Genomic DNA, 19,579 nt, shown 5'->3' with positions numbered 1-19,579 from the left:
AGTGCGTGGGTTACCCATGGGCGCGACCTCCATTCGACGCCAGGTCCGCCAGAATCGGACAGTCCGGGCGGCGATCGCCCTGGCAGTGGCTGACCAGGTTCTGCAGGGTGTCACGCAGCCCGGCCAATTCCTCGATTTTCTGATTGAGTTCGGCGATGTGCTGGTGGGCCAGCGCCTTGACGTCGGCACTGGCACGGCCGCGGTCTTGCCACAGGGTCAGCAGTTTGCCGACCGCTTCCAGGGAAAACCCCAGATCCCGCGAGCGTTTGATGAACGCCAGGGTGTGCAGCTCGTCCGGGCCGTACAAGCGATAGCCGCTGTCGGTGCGGGCAGCGGCAGGGAGCAGGCCGATGGATTCGTAGTAGCGAATCATCTTGGCGCTGAGGCCGCTGCGTTTGGCGGCTTGTCCGATGTTCATGAAGCGTCTCCCGTGTCGTTGGGCTTGTAGTTGGGGGCGTCTATAGGTTCGTCGTTGGCTTGGTCTTTGGGTGTCCAGGTTTTCAACAGCAGGGCGTTGCTCACCACGCTGACGCTGGACAAGGCCATGGCTGCACCTGCCAGGACCGGATTGAGTAGACCGAACGCGGCCAGCGGAATGCCGATCAGGTTATAGACGAAGGCCCAGAAGAGGTTTTGCCGGATCTTTGCGTAGGTCTTGCGGCTGATGTCCAGCGCGGCCGGGATCAACCGCGGGTCGCCGCGCATCAGGGTGATGCCGGCGGCGTGCATGGCCACGTCCGTGCCGCCGCCCATGGCGATGCCGATGTCGGCAGCGGCCAGGGCAGGGGCGTCGTTGATGCCGTCACCGACCATCGCCACCACGCCGGTTTTTTTCAGGGCCACGACGGTGGCGGCTTTGTCGGCGGGCAGTATTTCGGCGTGCACGTCGTTGATGCCCAGCGCCTGCGCGACGACCCTGGCGCTGCCAAGATTGTCTCCCGTCAGCAGGTGACTGCTGATGTGCCGGGCGGTCAGTTGCGCGATGGCCTCAACGGCGCCGGTCTTGAGCGTGTCGCCGAAGGCAAACAAGCCGAGCACCTGACGCTGCGGGCTCAGTTCGATCAGCCAGGACAGCGTGCGGCCTTCGGCTTCCCAGGCCTGAGCCCGCCCGTACAGGTCGACCCCGGTCAAGTTGCTTTCTTGCAGCAAGCCGCTTTCTTGCAGCAGGCGCTGATTGCCCAGCGCCAGTTCGCGGCTGTCCAGGGTGCCGGCGATACCGCGTCCGGCCAGCGCGCGGCTGTTGCTGACGTCCCCCAGGTTCAGGCCGCGTTCTGTGGTCACGTCCAGCACCGCTTTGGCCAACGGGTGTTCGCTGCCACGCTGCAGCGCACCGGCCAGTTGCAGCAGGCCGTTTTCATCACCGTCGAGGGCGGCCATGTGGGCAATGCGCGGCGCGCCGGAGGTCAGCGTGCCGGTCTTGTCGAAGACCACCGTGGTGACTTCATGGGCGCGTTCAAGGGCTTCGGCGTCCTTGATCAAAATGCCGTGGCGGGCGGCCACGCCGGTGCCGGCCATGATCGCAGTCGGCGTGGCCAGCCCGAGGGCACAGGGGCAGGCGATGACCAGCACGGTGGCGGCGTTGATCACCGCGGCCTCCAGCGACGCGCTGGCCATCAGCCAGCCGACCAGCGTCGCCAGGGCAATCAGCAGGACCACCGGCACGAACACCTGGCTGACCTTGTCGACCAGTTTCTGGATCGGCGCCTTGGCTGACTGCGCGTCTTCCACCAGACGGATGATGCGCGCCAGCACGGTTTCTGCGCCCAGCGCCTGAGTGCTGATCAGCAGGCGGCCCTCGCCATTGATCGCGCCACCGGTGACCCTGTCGCCGGGTTGCTTGGGGACCGGCAGGCTCTCGCCGCTGATCAGGGCTTCGTCGGCGTGGCTCTGGCCTTCGATCACCTCGCCATCCACCGGGAAGCGCTCGCCGGGTTTTACTACCACCTGATCGCCGATGCTCAGTGTGCTGATGGCGACCTCCATTTCCTGGCCGTCCACCCGCTTGATCGCGCGTTCAGGGCGTAACCCCTCCAGCGCCCGAATTGCGCTGGCGGTCTGGCGCTTGGCGCTGCTTTCGAGGTATTTGCCGAGGAGGACCAGTGCGATCACCACCGCCGACGCCTCGAAATACAGGTGCGGCATCGTCCCGGGCGCAGCGCTCAGCCATTGGTAGATGCTCAGCCCATATCCGGCACTGGTGCCCAGCGCGACCAGCAAGTCCATGTTGCCGGAACCGGCGCGCACGGCTTTCCAGGCGGCGACGTAAAAGCGCGCGCCGAGGAGGAATTGTACGGGGGTGGCCAGGGCAAACTGCAACCACGCCGGCAGCATCCCGTGGCCGCCGAACGGCTGCAGCAGCATTGGCACCACCAGCGGCAGCGCCAGGACAATGGCGAGTATCAGTTGCCAGCGCTCGGTGTTGTGGCGTTGGCGCTGGTCGGCCTGCTGAACGGCTGAATCCTGTTCGAGGCTGGCGCTGTAGCCAGCCTTGTCGACGGCCGCCACCAGCACGGCGGGGTCGATCTGCCCGCTGACTTCGACGTAGGCGCGTTCGTTGGCGAGGTTGACCGTGGCGACCTGGACGCCGGGCACTTTGCGCAACGCGCGCTCGACCCGGCCTGCGCAACTGGCGCAGGTCATGCCGGCGATAGGCAGATCGAATGTTGCGGGACTGGGCATCGTGGACACTCCGGTAAGTCGATTGCCAGTAAGGATCAACCTTGCCCTTCTGGCAAGGTCAAGGTGCGTAACGGATGTTTTTCTGGCCGGATCGTTTGTCCGCCGCCGCGCAGGACAGCCCATTTGCAACCTGCGACAATCGCGGACCCTTTCGGCCAGGCGAGCGGCATACCGTGTACGACTTCAACGATTTGTACTACTTCGTGCAGGTGGTCGAGAACAAGGGGTTCGCCGCCGCCGCGCGCAAGATCGACGTACCGAAGACCAAGCTCAGCCGCCGCATCGCTCAACTGGAAGATCGGCTCGGGGTACGTCTGATCCAGCGCACCACGCGCAAGTTCACGGTGACCGAGGTGGGGCTGGATTACTACCGTCATTGCGTGGCGATGCTGGTGGAGGCCGATGCGGCGGAGAAGGTGGTCGAGCAGTCGAGGTCCGAACCCCAGGGCATCGTGCGCATCAGTTGCCCACCGGCGCTGGGTGCGATGGGGGTGAGCGACACGATCGTCAAGTTTATGGTGCTGCACCCGAAAGTGCAGGTTCAGGTGGAGAGCACGAACCGACGGGTGGATGTGTTGGGGGAGGGCTATGACATCGCGCTGAGGGTGCGTTTTCCGCCGCTGGAGGACGAGAATCTGGTGATGAAGGTGTTGGGCGAAAGCCATCAGCGGTTGGTGGTTCGTCCGTCGCTGCTGGAGGGTAAGGTGGTTCGAACGCCGCAGGAGTTGGTGGGGCTGCCGAGTATGGATCTGGCGCCGGCAAACCGTGAGCACCGTTGGGCGTTGATCGGGCCGGGTGGTGAGCGGATTGAGGTTGCTCATCAGCCACGCTTTGTGTCGTCGGATCTGGATGCGTTGCACCGGGCGGCGGTGGAGGGGGTGGGGGTGGTGCAGATGCCGGAGATTATGGTTCGGCATTCGTTGCATGAGGGGCGGCTGGTTGAGTTGTTGCCGGGGTTTCGGCCGCCAAGCGGGTTGATTCATGCGGTGTTTCCGTCTCGCCGGGGGTTGTTGCCGTCGGTGCGGGGGTTGGTGGATTTGCTGGCGGAGGAGTTTGGGTTGAATGCGAAGGCGGATCGGGAGGCGTGTGAGTTGGCCGGCAAGCTGTAGGGGACTGATTTATTTACAGCGCTTCACCGTAAATGGGACTGTCAGATTTTTTGTGTGCGGGCCGGTTACGGCCTGCCGTTAGGCAGGCCGTGCTCTTACCAGGCCGGCCTGATAAATCGATCTCCGTACAGAATCGCAAATTGATTCATTGCACTCTTCCAGTCATGGGCCGCAGAGCCCCAGTTTGCAGTGATATTGCGCAGCCCCAGCCAGATCAGTTTGGTTGCTGCATCGTCGGTCGGGAAGTGGCCGCGAGTCTTGATGATCTTTCGTAGCTGAGCGTTGATGCTCTCGATGGCATTGGTGGTGTAGATCACCTTTCGGATTGCTGGCGGGAAAACGAAAAATGGAATGACGCGATCCCACGCACGCCGCCATGAAGCTACTACCGTTGGATATTGTTTGCCCCATGGCCCGGCTTCGAACGCATCCAGCGCCTGTTCGGCCGCTTCTGCGGTGACCGCCTGGTAGATCGGCTTGAGCGCCTTGGCCAATTCGCGGCGCTTATCCCAAGCCACGTAATCAAGGCTATTACGGATCAAATGGACGATGCAGGTTTGCAGTGTTGTAGCTGGAAAGACAGCGCCAAGGGCCTCTGGCATGCCTTTGAGCCCATCAGTTACGGCGATCAGCACATCTTCAACGCCGCGTGTTTTGAGGTCGTTGAATACTTTCATCCAGAACTTCGCGCCCTCGGTATTTTCGATCCAGATGCCCAGGATGTCGCGTGTGCCGCCAGGCAAAACACCAAGCGCCAAGTAGATCGCCTTGTTGCGCACCAGTCCTTCTTCGCGAATTTTGACACGCAGGGCATCGAAGAAAATAACCGGATACATCGGCTCCAGAGGCCGCTGTTGCCACGCACCGATCTCAGCCATGACCTCGTCGGTGACAGAGCTGATGAAGTCAGGCGAAACGTCCGTACCGTACTGCTCGGAGAGGAAAGCGCGGATTTCCCTGACCGTCATTCCTCGGGCGTACATGGCGATTATTTTGTCGTCAAAACCGGTGTAACGGCGCTCGTGCTTGGGGATCAAAATGGGCGAAAAGCTACCGTCTCGGTCGCGAGGAATATCCAGCCGGATCGGGCCATCCCCGGTCAGAACCGTCTTGCCGCTTTTGCCGTTACGCTGGTTAGTTTCATCCTCCGGGCGCTGCGCGCCCGACGGATAGCCCAGGTGATGGCCGAGTTCGGCACTCAGGGCTCGCTCGATCAACGCCTTCTTGAACGCCGCGGAGGCGTCCTCGATGGCTTCAGCGGTCATCAATCCGCCGCCGAACTGCTCGAGCAGCTCTTTAGGGATTTTTGGTAGCTCGCGTAACGCAGGTTTCTTTTTGGTTGGCATACATGCACCTCTTACTCATGTTATGCCCGAACACAAAATTTCTGACACCCCCGGTTACTTGGGGCTTTATCAAGTAACTCGCCGGAGGCGAAATGTCTGCCGTTAGGCAGACCCCTCTCAGCCGCACCGCGCACTCGGGGACAAGCGCACTCGGGGACAGATTAATTTACGATGAAGCGCTGTAAATAAATCAGTCCCCTCACCAGTCCCCTCACCGCGCCTTACGGAACGTAAAATTGATCCGCTGCTCCCCCAGCTCCGGATGCTCCGCCTGCCGAATCGGCAGCACCCCATGAAAGCGCAACCGATCAACCCCGCCCCACACCACCACATCCCCATGAAACAACGGCACCCGCTGAGTCGGATCACCGCGCCCATGACCACCGAACAAAAACATCGCCGGCAACCCCAGCGACACCGACACCACCGGCCACTCCAAACCGCGCTCATCCTTATCCTGATGAAGCGACATCTTCGCCCCGGGAATATAACGATTGATCAGGCACGCATCCGGCACAAACCCCTCAAACCCCGCCGCCGAGGCCGCCGCCACCGCCAGCTCCATCAGAACCTCGGGCATCGCCGGCCACGGCTGACCCGTCATGGGATCGACCGGAGAATAGGCATAGCCACTTCGGTCTGTCGTCCAGCCGAACTCCCCGCAACTGCTCAGCGCCACCGACATCGTGTAACCACCGGGCGTGACCATGTTGCGGAACGGCGCCTGCGCAAGAACCGACTCCAGCGCATGCAGCAATGGCTCGATAAAGGGCAGGGCGAAGCCACGGAACACAAACGACTCCGGCCCGATCTGCTCCCGGGAAGGCAACTGCGGCGTATCCTCCGCGAACAGATCAAACGTCGCCGGCGTCGTGCCTTTGCGCTGCATCACCATGGGCTTTCCCCGATCCAGATTTCGGCTACAGGGCTTTGCTGACCTTCACATCGCTGATGACATCGGTGCTGTCGCCGTGCATCTTCTGCAGGGCGGCCATGGCCTCATCGGCGGAAGGCGACTGCAACAGGGCAAACTCGAAACGACGCTCGCCGTTGAGCTTGTAGCTGATCGCGTATTTGACGACGGGGGCAGGGGTGCTCACATTTGACTCCTTGGAAACGCTGACCGGATGTTCGCAAAAAAACCACAAAGATTTCACGTCGTCCGGTGTTCAATGGCCCATCAGCTCAGACGCGAGGACGAGCGGCGGACGATCTTGATGGAATGGGTGAAAGCGGTTTTGCGCCCGCCATGGCTGTCCAGTTTGCGGCCAGCGGTGTCGATGGTGATGTTCCAGAAGCCGGTGCTGGGCACCGCGATCTTGGCAGGGAAACGGTCGAATGCGCCGCCGTGGTAGGTGTGACGGCCGCCGTTCTTGAAGCTGCGGAAGTTGGCATCACTCATCAGGCGTATGTTGCAAAGCTGGGAGCACTCGATGACGACCATGTCGTCTTCGTTAAGGTGCTCGCGCTGGTGAACGAATTTCATGGGTGTCTCCGGAGACAGCGTTCTCGAAAACCCGAAACGATAGCACGGCGAGCCTGGGCATTGATCATCCCGGCGGGTTTTATTGCGCTGCCCTCAGCCCGAATCAGCGCAGCGCTGACACCAACGCTGGCAGTTAAAAAAGCAGGCGTGCGGGATTTAATCCGGGTCAGGCTTGTCGTAAGGACCTTTACTGGAGGGATTGTATGAAATTGGCGGTTGTTATTCTGGCCCTGGCGATGACCGGCTGCGCCACAGTCACAGACATTGAACACACCCCGGCGACCATGAGTGTGATGTCCGGCAAGTCGCCGAAGGATTATGCCGCGTGTTTTGTCGGACGCATCTCCGACAGCCGCAAGCCGCCGCAGATTGAGCCGCACAAGGAGGGCCTGCGCATCATCGTTCCACAGAAGCTGCTGAGCAGTGATCCTGCTGCCATCGTCGACATCGAGACCCGCTCCGGCGGCAGCTCGATCAAGCTGTTCGAGCGCATGTCGAACAACCCGCTGCGACCCAAAGACGTGCAGCACGCCGTGACGGCCTGTATCTCGGGCGAATGACGCGGTTGAGACAGCATCAGGAAGTGACGTGGGTACAGCGGTAAACGGCCAGCAACGTTATTTGCAGACCACCAGCACCGTGCGGTTTTTATAGTTGCCGACATCGACACCCAGGGTCTTGTCATCTTCCTTGGGTTGCGGCGTGCCGTTGGTGCTGACGATGTTATAACCGGTGCCCGCGCAGGAAGCGTCAGCCTTTTCGTAGCAAGCGGCCCAGGACATGGCTTCGCCGGAGCAGTCGATGCTCAACGCCTGTTTGCCGTCTTTGAGGTAGGTGTTCTGCGCAGTCGCGCAACCGGTCAAGGCCAGTACAGCAATGACGGATAAGATCTTGATCATGGTGGAATGCTTCGCGGTGAGGGCCGGTGTGGGGTGTGCTGCTTTGGGATTGCTAGTCTCAGACTTGGGGTGGGTGCCATCGTTCCGGCATCACCCGACATTTTTTGCAGGGTGCGCGCGCTGAGTTAACCGAGCATGAGCACCGCTGGACCCGACCTGCGCCCGGGCCATGCCCCATTGCGGGGCTGGCCGGGCCAGGGGATCAGTCTTTCTTGTCAGCCCGACGACGCGGGGCTGGCGTGTCTTCGAATACGGCGGCGACTTCAATGGCGCTGCTTTCGCTGGAGAACGGGCCTGCCACGGCTTCACCGTCGTGGCCGACCAGCCACCATTGGCCGTCCTGGAGCTTCTTGATCTGGTACCCGTTCACGCTTTTGACTTCAGACATCGACTTGTCTCGATTAGTGATTCAGGCGCCCATGATAATCGGCAAATGCCAAAGGGCAATCGCACAATTTCCCACGGGCGATGGCCAACAGGGCTACGCTTGCGAAGGTCACCGAACGGCGGTTACGCGGCGCTGGATGCCCTCGTATGACGGACAGCATGGAATTCCAATAATCAGTGGGTGAAGCGTGGCGAGGCAGCGGGTTGCTGAGCTATTTGCGGAACTATCTGCGTCAGCGTTCCTCTACCTAGGCAGCGAACGGCCAGTAGCGGCATTGTAAGGTTATCGCCGCCTCATTAGACTGCGCCGCAACACCCCCAGCTCATCAAGGATTTATATGATCAAGAAATGCTTGTTCCCTGCAGCCGGATACGGCACTCGCTTTTTGCCAGCGACCAAGGCCATGCCCAAAGAGATGCTGGCAGTTGTTAACAAGCCACTGATCCAATACGGCGTAGAAGAGGCCTTGGAGGCCGGTTTGACCGAAATCTCCATCGTTACTGGCCGCGGCAAGCGCGCGCTGGAAGACCACTTCGACATCAGCTACGAGCTCGAACACCAGATCAAAGGCACCGACAAAGAGAAATACCTGGTCGGCATCCGCAAACTGATCGACGAATGCAGCTTCTCCTACACCCGTCAAACCGAAATGAAAGGTCTGGGCCACGCAATTCTCAGCGGCCGGCCTCTGATTGGCAACGAAGCATTTGCCGTGGTTCTGGCAGATGACTTGTGTGTCAATCCCGGCGGTGACGGTGTCCTGGAGCAGATGGTCAAGCTGCACAAGCAGTACAAATGCTCGATCGTCGCCATTCAGGAAGTGCCTGCCGATCAGACTCACAAATACGGCGTGATCGCGGGTGAAGAGATCAAGCCTGGCCTGTTCCGCGTGACCGACATGGTCGAGAAGCCAAAGCCTGAAGATGCGCCTTCGAATCTGGCGATCATTGGTCGTTACATCCTCACCCCGGACATTTTCGAGAAAATCGAGCAGACCGAGCCGGGCAAAGGCGGTGAAATTCAGATCACTGACGCTTTGATGAAGCAAGCTGCTGAAGGCAACGTACTGGCCTACAAATTCAAAGGCACGCGTTTCGATTGTGGTGGTGCGGCCGGCTACGTCGAAGCCACCAACTTCTGCTTCGAGCATTTCTACAAAGAACTGTAATCTGCACATGACAGCAGTTGTACTGGCTTTTGCCACGCCGCTGTATGTATGACAAAGCCACCTTCGGGTGGCTTTGTCGTTTCTGCCCTGCGGAACTTGCCGAGCGCGCTCAAGCGGTTATGCTAGCGCATCGCTTAGGAGAGACAGATGAGCTACGACTTTGACCTTTTTGTAATCGGCGCAGGCTCGGCGGGCGTCCGGGCGGCGCGGTTTTCCGCCGGCTTCGGTGCGCGCGTGGCCGTGGCCGAGAGCCGTTATCTGGGCGGCACGTGCGTCAACGTCGGTTGCGTACCGAAGAAGCTGATGGTCTATGGCGCGCACTATTCCGAAGACTTCGAACAGGCGAAAGGCTATGGCTGGAGCAGTGGCGAGGCGCATTTCGACTGGCCCACCCTGATCGCCAACAAGAACCGCGAGATCAGCCGCCTCAATGGCGTTTACCGCAAGCTGCTGGACAGCAGCGGCGTGTCACTGATGGAAGGTCATGCACGCCTGCGCGGCCCCCACGAAGTCGAAATCAACGGCCAGGTTCACACGGCCGAGCACATCATGATTGCCACCGGTGGCTGGCCACAGGTGCCGGACATTCCGGGCCGCGAGCACGCCATCACCTCCAACGAAGTGTTCTTCCTCGAGCAGATGCCCAAGCGCGTCGTCGTGGTCGGCGGCGGCTACATCGCGGTGGAGTTCGCCTCGATCTTCAACGGCCTGGGCGCTGACGTTTCGCTGATGTACCGCGGCGAGTTGTTCCTGCGCGGCTTCGATGAGAGCGTGCGCACCCATCTGCACGAAGAACTCGCCAAGCGCGAGATGGACATTCGTTTCAAAACCGAGATCAACAGCATCGAGAAGCTGGCCGACGGCACCTTGCAACTGAGCCTGAACGACGGCAGCCGTTTCAACACCGACTGCGTGTTCTACGCCACCGGGCGCCGCCCGATGCTGGACAACCTGGGCATGGACACCGTCAACGTCGAGCTGGATGACAAGGGCTTCATCAAGGTCAACGGTGACTACCAGACCACCGAGCCGTCGATCATCGCCGTCGGCGACATCATCGGCCGCGTGCAGTTGACGCCGGTGGCGCTGGCCGAGGGCATGGCCGTCGCGCGGCGCCTGTTCAAGCCCGAGCAGTACCGCCCTGTGGATTACCGCCACATTCCCACTGCCGTGTTCAGCCTGCCGAACATCGGCACGGTCGGTCTCACCGAGGCCGAAGCCATGAAGGACGGGTATGAGGTGCAGGTGTTCGAAAGCACGTTCCGGCCGATGAAGCTGTCGCTGACCGATAATCAGGAGCGCACCCTGATGAAACTGGTGGTCGATGCCAAAACCGATCGCGTGCTGGGTTGCCACATGGTCGGCCCGGACGCCGGCGAGATCATTCAGAGCCTGGCGATCGCCCTCAAGGCCGGCGCCACCAAGCAGATTTTCGACGACACCATCGGTGTGCACCCGACGGCGGCGGAAGAATTCGTCACCATGCGCACACCGACACGCTAAGCATCACCCGGCACGTGTTGTTAAGCCTCGCGCGGCACACGTGAACGGTCCGGCCTCCATGGAGGGAGCCGGGCCAGCCATTGTTTTTAGGGACGGACCCACTCTTTGACCAGCACGAGTTTTTCGGCAGCCATGCCCTTGAATCCAGCAGGACCTGATGACCAGGCGCTTTCCAGAACCGAAGCGCTTGATGAGAGTGAGCGGCAGTTTCGCAGCCTCGCCGACAACATGAGTCAGTTGGCCTGGATCGCTGACCCCGCCGGTCACATCCATTGGTACAACGAACGCTGGTACAGCTACACCGGCACCTCATACGAAGCGATGATGGCGCTGGGCTGGCGATCGTTGCATCACCCTGACCATGGGCAGCGGGTCGAATCACGTCTGCAGCGCTGCTTCGCCACCGGCTCGTTGTGGGAGGACACCTTCCCGCTGCGCGGCAAGGACGGCCAGTACCGCTGGTTCCTCTCCCGCGCATTGCCGATCCGCGATGAGCGCGGCAGCATCATCCACTGGTTGAGCACGAGCACGGACATCACCGCCCAAGTCAGTGCCGAAGACGCGCTGCGCGAGCTGAACGAGAGCCTCGAACAGCGCGTCGCCGAGCGCACCCGCGAACTGGCCGAAAGCAACGAGCGCCTGCAGGTCGAAATCAGTGAGCGTGCCCAGGCTGAAGAGGCCTTGCGCCACGCGCAGAAAATGGACGCCATCGGCCAGCTGACTGGCGGCATCGCCCACGACTTCAACAACATGCTCACCGGCGTGCTCGGCGCACTGGACCTGATTCAGCGTCGGGTCGCCGCAGGACGCGTGTCGGAGATCGATCGTTACATCGAGGCCGCCATGGGCTCGGCCAACCGCGCTGCGTCGCTCACCCATCGCCTGCTTGCGTTCGCCCGTCGCCAGTCACTGAACCAGCGGCCGGTGGACGTCAACCACATGGTGACGTCGATGGAAGAACTGCTGCGCCGGACCATTGGTGAAAGCATCGAGCTGGAAGTCGACCTGCACACGATCTCGTGCCTGACCAACACCGATGAGCATCAGCTCGAGAATGCGTTGCTTAATCTGGTCATCAACGCCCGCGACGCGATGCCCGATGGCGGTCGGTTATTGATCCAGACCGAACTGACCCACATTGCCCTGCTGCAGGACGCGCTGGCGCCGGGCGACTACGTGCGCCTTCGTGTGCAGGACACCGGGCTGGGCATGTCCAGCGAGGTTATCGCACGGGCCTTTGATCCGTTCTTCACCACCAAGCCGATCGGGCAGGGCACTGGCCTGGGCCTGTCGATGGTCTACGGCTTCATCAACCAGACCGGCGGCCGGGTCAGCATTTCCAGCGAAGAAGGGCGTGGTACGCGCATCGACTTGTTGTTGCCGTGTCACCACGAGGTTGCCGAGCTTCCCCCCGCCGTCCCTCGCAGCTTCGAGCCGCCTCGCGCCGGCCTGGGCGAGCGCGTGCTGGTGGTGGAGGACGAGGCTGAGGTGCGCATGCTGGTGGTGGATGTGTTGAAGGAGCTGGGTTATCGCGTGAACGTCGCCTGCGACAGCCATGAGGCACTGGTGGCTTTGCAGGGAGCCGAGCCCGTTGATCTGCTGGTCACGGATGTGGGACTGCCGGGGCTGAATGGTCGCCAGTTGGCAGAAGTGGCACGCCAGCATCGCCCGGGGCTGAAGGTTTTGTTCATGACCGGTTATGCGCGGGAGGCCGAAGTGCGTGGTGACTTCCTCGACGATGGCATGGATTTACTCACCAAACCCTTCAGCATCGACGAACTTGCCGTGCGGGTGCGAAGCCTGATCGAATCAGCAGCCTAGGACTGGCTGGATCACCAGGACTGGCTGGATCCGTAGGACCGGCTTTAGCCGGGAAGCTTTCCGGTCGACAGTGCGGGTGACCCAACCGCACCCGCCCAACAACGTCTTCTATTAATAAAGCATCCTTATAGTCAAAACCAATCATAAGCATGAGCTTTGCCAATGAGTCCCTGCTGACGATTTTGCGTAGTATCCTCCCCATCGAATTTGTAACACCCCATTTTCACAACCCTCAGGAGATTCACTGATGCCTATCATCAACAGCCAAGTCAAACCGTTCACGGCAACTGCTTTCAAGAACGGCAACTTCGTAGAAGTGTCGGACGCCGACCTGAAAGGCAAATGGTCTGTGGTGTTCTTCTACCCGGCTGACTTCACCTTCGTTTGCCCAACCGAGCTGGAAGACCTGGCGGACAACTACGCCGAGTTCCAGAAACTGGGCGTCGAAATCTACAGCGTTTCCACCGATACCCATTTTGCCCACGCTGCCTGGCACAACACTTCGCCAGCCATCGGCAAAATCCAGTACACCATGATCGGTGACCCGACCCTGAAAATCTCCCGCAACTTCGACGTCCTGATCGAAGAAGCAGGTCTGGCTGACCGCGGTACTTTCGTGATCAACCCGGAAGGCGAAATCAAAATCGTCGAATTGAACGACGGCGGTGTTGGCCGTGACGCTTCCGAGCTGCTGCGCAAAATCAAGGCGGCTCAGTATGTTGCTGCTCACCCGGGCGAAGTCTGCCCAGCCAAGTGGAAAGAAGGCGAGGCCACCCTGGCTCCTTCGCTGGACCTGGTTGGCAAGATCTAAGTCGTCATGACCGGATCGGGGGCGATGAGCCCATGAGCACGTAAACCGCATCGCCCCCAAAAAACGCCCGGGCGGTCATCGCCTGGGCGTTTTTTTTTGTAGAACCCGCTAGATCTTGAACGTATCCAGACCTGAAAGTGAAGAAGGAAGCCGAACCATGTTGGACGCCAATCTTAAAGCTCAGTTGAAATCTTACCTGGAGCGGATCACTCGCCCGATCGAGATCGTTGCGTCCCTTGATGACGGCGCAAAATCCCAGGAAATGCTGGCCCTGCTCAATGACATCGTCAGCAGCTCCGACAAGATCACCCTGGACACCAATGGCAGCGATGCACGCACGCCGTCCTTCGCCCTGAACAGCCCGGGCCAGGACATCAAGCTGCGTTTCGCCGGTCTGCCAATGGGTCACGAATTCACCTCGCTGGTGCTGGCGCTGCTGCAAGTCGGCGGCTACCCGTCCAAATCCTCCGAGGACACCATTGAACAGGCCCGCGGCCTGACCGGTGAGTTCAAGTTTGAAACCTACTTCTCGCTGACCTGCCAGAACTGCCCGGACGTGGTCCAGGCGCTGAACCTGCTGGCTGTTCTTAACCCTAACGTGGAACACGTCGCCATCGAAGGCAGCCTGTTTCAGCAGGAAGTCACCGACCGCCAGATCATGTCCGTCCCAAGCATCTACCTGAACGGCGCGCTGTTTGGTCAGGGCCGCATGAACCTGGAAGAGATTCTGGCGAAGATCGACACCAGCGCCGGCGATCGTCAGGCCGACAAGCTCAATGGCAAAGAAGCGTTCGACGTGCTCGTCGTCGGCGGTGGCCCGGCCGGTTCCTCCGCAGCGATCTACGCTGCCCGTAAAGGCATCCGCACCGCTGTGGCGGCCGAGCGTTTCGGCGGCCAGGTGCTGGACACCATGGCGATCGAGAACTTCATCTCGATGCAGCACACCGAAGGGCCGAAGCTGGTGGTCGCCCTCGAAGAACACGTCAAACAGTACGAAGTCGACGTCATCAACCTGCAGCGCGGCGAGCAACTGATTCCGGGCAAGAACGGTGAGCTGCATCAGGTGAAGTTCGCCAGCGGCGGCGTGCTCAAAAGCAAGACCGTGATCCTGGCGACCGGCGCACGCTGGCGCGAAATGAATGTGCCGGGTGAGCAGCAGTACCGCAACAAAGGCGTGGCGTACTGCCCGCACTGCGACGGTCCGTTGTTCAAGGGCAAGCGCGTGGCGGTGATTGGCGGCGGCAACTCCGGTGTGGAAGCGGCCATCGACCTGGCGGGTATCGTGTCCCACGTCACCTTGCTGGAATTCGACGCCAATCTGCGCGCCGATGCGGTCCTGCAACGCAAGCTGCACAGCCTGCCCAACGTGACGGTGCTGACCAGCGCGTTGACCAGCGAAGTCACCGGCGACGGCCAGAAGGTCAACGGCCTGCGCTACAAGAACCGCCTTACCGGTGAAGACATCACCATCGAGCTGGAAGGTATCTTTGTGCAGATCGGCCTGCTCCCGAACACCGAATGGCTGAAGGGCACCATCGAGCTGTCGCCACGGGGCGAGATCATCATCGACCCACGCGGTGAGACGTCGATCCCGGGCATCTTCGCTGCCGGTGACGTGACCACCGTGCCGTACAAGCAGATCGTGATCGCGGTCGGCGAGGGCGCCAAAGCCTCCCTCAGCGCCTTCGACCACCTGATCCGCACCAGCGCCCCGGCGTGATACCTCGCTAAAACTGGTCCTGCTGGCTCATGCGGTGTCGTAGGACCGGCTTCAGCCGGGAAGGCGTCGGTTGCCATACCTCTGAACCAAGGGCCAGAAAAAAAACCTCATGAGCGATCATGAGGTTTTTTTTGGGCTGTAGCTCAGGCGGTCATGTGTGCACCGCCTTCCGGGCCAGGCCTGCGTGATATTCTCGCGGCCGTTTTCAACTCTGCCGTGGGATCCCCGTGAAATTCATCCACCAACGCGAACACCTGAATGAAGGCGACATTGTGGTGATCGAGTCCTCGAACGCCTGCAATATCCGCCTCATGAGTGATGCCAACTTCCGCAGTTTCAAGAACGGCGGTCGGCACACCTATCACGGCGGCGCCTTCGACCGCTTCCCGGCGAAAATCGTGGTGCCCAGCACCGGCTTCTGGAACATCACCCTGGACACGGTCACCCAACGGGCGATCAGCGTGACCCGCAAGCCCAACCTCAAACACTCGATCAAGATCGTGCGTCGGACTGGCTCGAAACTTCAGCACTGAGCCCCTGATGTACGTATCTTCAGTCGCGCGAATCAGGCCCGCCACCGCAGCGGGCCCCGGGGCAGGGTGGTCAGAGTTTCGGCAGTTGACCGATGCGGCCCATCATCTCGGTGACGATCTGCAAGTCCAGCAGGAACTGCTCGGTGGTCTTGAACTCGGCGTCGGTGTGACCGGTGTATTTGACGTCGGGTTTGGCCAGGCCGAACTGCACGCCGTTGGGCAGCTCATGCACTGACGTGGCGCCGGCGGACGTGCCGAACTTGTGCTCCATGCCCAGATTCTCGGTGGCCACGGCCAACAGCGCCTTGACCCACTCGCCCTCAGGGTTGCGGTACATCGGCTCGGCGATCGAGTAATCGAAGCCCGGCGTGATGTGGCTCTGCTGGGTCCAGGCGGTCAGCTTCTGGGCGATTTCCGCTTTCAGTGCTTCCGGCGATTTGCCCCTTGGCACGCGCAGATTGACCGCCAGCTTGAAGGCCTTGTCGTCCATCGCCACGTAGGTCAGTGAGGCCGTCAGCGGGCCCATGAACTCGTCGCTGAAGCCGACGCCCAGTTTGCTGCCCAAGTAATCAAGGCCCCAGTTGTCAGCGGCATAGCGCGCGGCGTCGGTGATCGCGTTGTGCTTGAGCGCGACCTTGCCATCCAGACCGTTGATGAAATCGAGCATCCGCGCCACCGGGTTGACCCCCGATTCGGGCTCGGAGGAGTGCGCCGAGACGCCGGTGACCGTCAGCTTGACCTCCTTGCCGGCGACTTCTGCGTCGACCTTGAAGTTGCCGCCGTTGCGCTGGGCGTACTCAGCGCCGGCTTTCTGCAGCTCGGCGGCGAGTTCAGCGGGCTGCTCGCTCACCAGCGTGACGACTGATTTTGACGGGATCTGGTTGGTCGCCATGCCGCCGGTCATCGAAGTGATTTCCGCGCCCGCGCCTTCGGCGGTGCGACGGGGGAAGCTGGCCATGACCGTGCCGTAGCCCTTTTCCGCGATCACCACCGGGTAGCTGCCATCGAGTGCCAGGTTGTAGGCCGGCGTCGGGTTGCGCTCGAAGTAGTAGGGAATGGCGTCGCCGGAGGTTTCTTCGGTGGTGTCGATCAGCAGCTTGAAATTGCGCGCCAGGGGCAGCTTCTCTTCCTTGATCACCTTCATGGCGTACAGCGCGACGACGATACCGTTCTTGTCATCCTCGGTGCCGCGCCCGTACATGCGGTCGCCGATCAGGGTCACTTTGAACGGATCGAGGCGGGTGCCGTCAGCCAGCACCCAGTTTTCCAGGGTGACCGGAACGACGTCGGCGTGGGCATGAATCCCCACCACTTCAGGGCTTGAACCCTCAAGGGAAACCTCGTACACGCGGTTGTCGATATTGCGGAAGGTCAGGTTGAACGACTGGGCGAGGGTTTTGATTTTCTCGGCAATCTTGATGAACGCGGGGTTGTCGTGTTGCGCGACGCCAGCGGTCTGGAACGTGGGAATGGCGACCAGTTCGCGCAGGGTTTCGGTGGCGGCGCTGCCGTATTTCACCCGCGCATAAACCCCCAACAGGCGATGGATATCGTTCTGCTCATCGGCGGACAGTTTTTTATTGGCGAGGAAGGCGCTGATCGCCGGCTCGATGCCCGCCGCCTTGACCACGTCGGTGGTGCTGACGGTCTTGAGGAACTGGCGGAAATCAGTGACGGCGTTTTCCTTGAAGGTGGTGACAATCGTGCTGCTCTGTTGCGCGGTGAGGTTGGCAAAGGCAGCGGGTGTGAAGGCGCAGACGCCGGCGAACATCAATGTAGCGGCGGTGAGGTGCTTGAGCGAAAAGTCCATTGGGTGGGGCATTCCTTGGCAGGCATGTTGAGAGAAAGGTCTGATCCTTCGATCAGAAACCACCGCACGCTACCATCGCCGGTGGAGCAGGGGGAGTCCTCATGCTGATATCTGTCGCCTTGACGGGTGAAAGCGGCGCACAACCGTAAATGACTCAGGCTATTGAATGGCCTGAAAAAATAGTCGTGAAGCGGCCTCGCTCATACGGCATAACCGTCTACGCTGATGGCGCAGCGCGACGGCATGGTGTTGATGTACATGGTTTTCCGGAGCCGCAAATCTTTCAGGCGCTATCACGCCCGGCTTTATCACTAAGGAATTCCATGAAACTGCGTCATTACGCTGACCGGACGCTGTGTGCGTTGCTGGTCATGATGAGTGTGGGCATCTGCCAGGCGGCAGAGCAGCAACGGGTGAACATTGGCTCGTTGAACATGACCGGCGGCAAGATCTCGCGTTGCGACTTGGCTTATCGCACCTACGGCACGCTGGCAGAAGATCGCAATAACGTCGTGCTGGTGACTACCTGGCTGGCCGGGCGGACGTCCGACCAGGCCGACATGATCGGCCCCGGCAAGTTGGTCGACACCAATCGCTGGTACGTGGTGGCGATGGACGCCATCGGCAATGGCGTGTCGTGCTCGCCGTCCAACAGCCCGATTGCGCCGCGCCTGAAGTTTCCGCAGTTCGGCATCCGCGATATGGTCAAGGCGCAGCATCGGTTGCTGGCCATGTACTTGGGCATCGATCACGCCCACGCCATCGTCGGCATTTCCATGGGAGGCATGCAGGCGTTGCAGTGGGCGGTGATGTACCCGGACTTCGCCAGCAAGGTGGTGACCATCGTCGGCACGCCTCACCCGACCGAACGCGACCTGCAGGCCTGGAATGCAGAACTGGCCGCCATCGAACGCGCGCCCGGCTGGAACGACGGCAACTATGCGCCGGGCACGGCTTTCAAACAGCTCGCGGCGATACACAACGGTTATCTGTGGACGCCGGGACACAGGGCGGCCAAGACCGTCGGCACCGGTCCCTCACCTGCCGGCACGTTGCCCGCCACCGCGAGCAATCAGTCCTTCAGCACGGTCGACTGGTACCGGCAATTGCAGGCGATGACGTCGTTCGATCTGTTGCGTCACGGCGACATGGCCGCACTGGCCGGGAAAATCAAAGCGCGGCTGTTGATCATCACCTCCGAGCAGGACCGCATGGTCGACCCGGCGCCTTCCAAGGCGCTGGCCGCCCAAAAGCGCGCGCAGTTGCTGGTACTCAACAGCGATTGCGGACACATGGCGCCGGCGTGTGAGGCGGGCCAGGTGAATGAGGCGGTGAAGGCGTTTCTCAAATAGGGCGGCGGCCTCGGGTTGTCAGCAGCGCGCTGGCCGATACGGCAAGCCGGCGGCGAGGATCTGCCGCAGACGGCAAGCATTGTCGATCATGGCGGCCCTTCATGGCTTGACGCTGGGTCCGCAGGCCCGTGTTGACGGGTCTTTCAGGGAGGACAGGCTGGATGGCATCGGTTTTGCTGCTGTCGGGGTACATCGGACAACCTGAACAGGAGGTGAAAGATGTTGATCGGCAACAGTGCTATCCAGCAGTTCGTGTCAAAAGCCGTGAGCCACACCCATTACGCCACGACGGACACGGACGCCTACACCAGCGCCATGGCCGGCGCCGCCACACCCGTGGCGGCGATTGCGAGCAATGGCGAAGGCGCGGCGCAAAGCAGCAACGAGGGCAAGCAGGGCTACGACGAGTCGTTTGCCAAGATGATGGTGAACCTGAAGGCAGCGGGGGCCAACACGGCGTCGTCGGTGACGGACGATGACAAGGCAGCCGCCGCTGCGGCGTTTGTGTCCAGCGCTGACAAGCAGGTCGCGTCGTCTGACAGTGTCAGCAAGACGGTCTCTGATGATCTGGCGGCCAGTGATGGCGCGGCGGGTTCTGATGACGTGGGTTCGGTGAAGGATCAGTTTCTGTCCTACATGAACCAGACCGACGCGGAGAAGGTGCGGCAGCGGTTGACGGGCGTCAGCAAGGCGGAATACGACGCCATGACGCCGCAGGAGCAGGCGGCGGTGGACAAGCAGGTGACTGAGCTGCAGAAGCAGAAGACGGATCAGCAGGTCGCTGAGCGGGAGGTGAAGACCAGGATCGCCATGGCAAAGGCGGAGATGGCCTGATTGTTTGTGTTTAGATCAAGGGCGTCTGCCTAACGGCAGACATTTCGCCTTCGGCGAGTTACTTGGAAAAGCACCCCAAGTAACCAAGGGTGCTTGCTCTCGGTTTGGCCCGACTTCGTC

Annotated in this window: 18 protein-coding genes and 1 pseudogene; 10 read left to right on the top strand and 9 right to left on the bottom strand. The window is 61.0% G+C overall.

The genetic code is table 11. The annotated features are described in order from the left end of the window. Positions 1-10: 10 nt before the first annotated feature. Complete coding sequence (cueR, locus tag IFT99_RS24230) at positions 11-418, bottom strand: Cu(I)-responsive transcriptional regulator (protein ID WP_065991439.1); 408 nt, start codon at positions 416-418, stop codon at positions 11-13. Beyond that, positions 415-2,679 carry a heavy metal translocating P-type ATPase gene (locus IFT99_RS24225; RefSeq protein ID WP_274605161.1) on the bottom strand — a complete coding sequence of 755 codons (2,265 nt, stop codon included), beginning with the start codon at positions 2,677-2,679 and terminating at the stop codon, positions 415-417. Before IFT99_RS24225 ends, cueR begins: the two co-directional genes overlap by 4 nt. Before the next feature lie 173 nt (positions 2,680-2,852). Here IFT99_RS24225 and IFT99_RS24220 point away from each other — a divergent pair, with 173 nt between their 5' ends. Beyond that, positions 2,853-3,788 (top strand): LysR substrate-binding domain-containing protein, encoded by a 936-nt coding sequence (locus tag IFT99_RS24220; RefSeq protein WP_192135646.1) that lies wholly within the window; start codon positions 2,853-2,855, stop codon positions 3,786-3,788. A gap of 95 nt (positions 3,789-3,883) precedes the next feature. On the opposite strand, the gene IFT99_RS24215 is transcribed toward IFT99_RS24220, so the two are convergent. The 4 genes from IFT99_RS24215 to IFT99_RS24200 all read right to left on the bottom strand — a co-directional run bounded on the left by IFT99_RS24215 (position 3,884) and on the right by IFT99_RS24200 (position 6,620). Continuing rightward, entirely contained in the window at positions 3,884-5,134 is a 1,251-nt protein-coding gene (locus IFT99_RS24215; protein WP_192135643.1) for an IS256 family transposase, read from the bottom strand. 211 nt (positions 5,135-5,345) lie between these two features. Further along, positions 5,346-6,023, bottom strand: coding sequence for a DNA oxidative demethylase AlkB (gene alkB / locus IFT99_RS24210; protein WP_446731154.1), 678 nt, complete (start codon positions 6,021-6,023; stop codon positions 5,346-5,348). Between the two features lie 31 nt (positions 6,024-6,054). Continuing rightward, on the bottom strand, positions 6,055-6,234 hold the full coding sequence (locus tag IFT99_RS24205; protein WP_192135636.1) for a hypothetical protein: 180 nt from the start codon (positions 6,232-6,234) through the stop codon (positions 6,055-6,057). Positions 6,235-6,314: 80 nt separating this feature from the next. Further along, positions 6,315-6,620, bottom strand: coding sequence for a DUF1883 domain-containing protein (locus IFT99_RS24200; protein WP_037010615.1), 306 nt, complete (start codon positions 6,618-6,620; stop codon positions 6,315-6,317). Between the two features lie 203 nt (positions 6,621-6,823). On the opposite strand from IFT99_RS24200, the gene IFT99_RS24195 reads away from it, so the two are divergent. After that, entirely contained in the window at positions 6,824-7,180 is a 357-nt protein-coding gene (locus IFT99_RS24195; protein WP_065987190.1) for a hypothetical protein, read from the top strand. A 57-nt stretch (positions 7,181-7,237) separates the two neighbouring features. Here the strand turns inward: IFT99_RS24195 and IFT99_RS24190 are convergent, their stop codons facing one another. Beyond that, on the bottom strand, positions 7,238-7,519 hold the full coding sequence (locus IFT99_RS24190; RefSeq protein ID WP_065987192.1) for a hypothetical protein: 282 nt from the start codon (positions 7,517-7,519) through the stop codon (positions 7,238-7,240). Between the two features lie 202 nt (positions 7,520-7,721). Further along, positions 7,722-7,907 (bottom strand): hypothetical protein, encoded by a 186-nt coding sequence (locus IFT99_RS24185; protein WP_065987194.1) that lies wholly within the window; start codon positions 7,905-7,907, stop codon positions 7,722-7,724. A 337-nt stretch (positions 7,908-8,244) separates the two neighbouring features. Between IFT99_RS24185 and galU the strand changes: the two genes are divergently transcribed. The 6 genes and pseudogenes from galU to IFT99_RS24155 all read left to right on the top strand — a co-directional run bounded on the left by galU (position 8,245) and on the right by IFT99_RS24155 (position 15,463). Next, complete coding sequence (galU, locus tag IFT99_RS24180; RefSeq protein ID WP_065987196.1) at positions 8,245-9,075, top strand: UTP--glucose-1-phosphate uridylyltransferase GalU; 831 nt, start codon at positions 8,245-8,247, stop codon at positions 9,073-9,075. 147 nt (positions 9,076-9,222) lie between these two features. Continuing rightward, positions 9,223-10,578, top strand: a complete 1,356-nt coding sequence (gorA, locus tag IFT99_RS24175; protein WP_192135633.1) for a glutathione-disulfide reductase — start codon at positions 9,223-9,225, stop codon at positions 10,576-10,578. 159 nt (positions 10,579-10,737) lie between these two features. Beyond that, positions 10,738-12,399, top strand: a pseudogene (locus tag IFT99_RS24170) (ATP-binding protein); the annotation flags it as partial. A gap of 247 nt (positions 12,400-12,646) precedes the next feature. Continuing rightward, complete coding sequence (gene ahpC, locus IFT99_RS24165; RefSeq protein WP_065987199.1) at positions 12,647-13,210, top strand: alkyl hydroperoxide reductase subunit C; 564 nt, start codon at positions 12,647-12,649, stop codon at positions 13,208-13,210. 157 nt (positions 13,211-13,367) lie between these two features. Then, positions 13,368-14,930 (top strand): alkyl hydroperoxide reductase subunit F, encoded by a 1,563-nt coding sequence (gene ahpF, locus IFT99_RS24160; RefSeq protein ID WP_192135626.1) that lies wholly within the window; start codon positions 13,368-13,370, stop codon positions 14,928-14,930. 227 nt (positions 14,931-15,157) lie between these two features. After that, positions 15,158-15,463: a DUF1883 domain-containing protein gene (locus IFT99_RS24155; protein ID WP_122624847.1), complete on the top strand. Its 306-nt coding sequence runs from the start codon at positions 15,158-15,160 to the stop codon at positions 15,461-15,463. Between the two features lie 70 nt (positions 15,464-15,533). On the opposite strand, the gene IFT99_RS24150 is transcribed toward IFT99_RS24155, so the two are convergent. Then, on the bottom strand, positions 15,534-17,273 hold the full coding sequence (locus tag IFT99_RS24150) for a dipeptidase (protein WP_192135623.1): 1,740 nt from the start codon (positions 17,271-17,273) through the stop codon (positions 15,534-15,536). A 323-nt stretch (positions 17,274-17,596) separates the two neighbouring features. On the opposite strand from IFT99_RS24150, the gene IFT99_RS24145 reads away from it, so the two are divergent. Further along, positions 17,597-18,625: an alpha/beta fold hydrolase gene (locus tag IFT99_RS24145; RefSeq protein ID WP_192135622.1), complete on the top strand. Its 1,029-nt coding sequence runs from the start codon at positions 17,597-17,599 to the stop codon at positions 18,623-18,625. A 219-nt stretch (positions 18,626-18,844) separates the two neighbouring features. Beyond that, positions 18,845-19,459: a hypothetical protein gene (locus IFT99_RS24140; RefSeq protein WP_192135620.1), complete on the top strand. Its 615-nt coding sequence runs from the start codon at positions 18,845-18,847 to the stop codon at positions 19,457-19,459. Positions 19,460-19,579: the final 120 nt, after the last annotated feature.

It is taken from the genome of Pseudomonas sp. CFBP 8772 (genome assembly GCF_014841665.1).
Classification (GTDB): Bacteria; Pseudomonadota; Gammaproteobacteria; order Pseudomonadales; family Pseudomonadaceae; genus Aquipseudomonas; species Aquipseudomonas graminis_B.
This window is presented reverse-complemented; position numbering and strand designations above follow the sequence as displayed.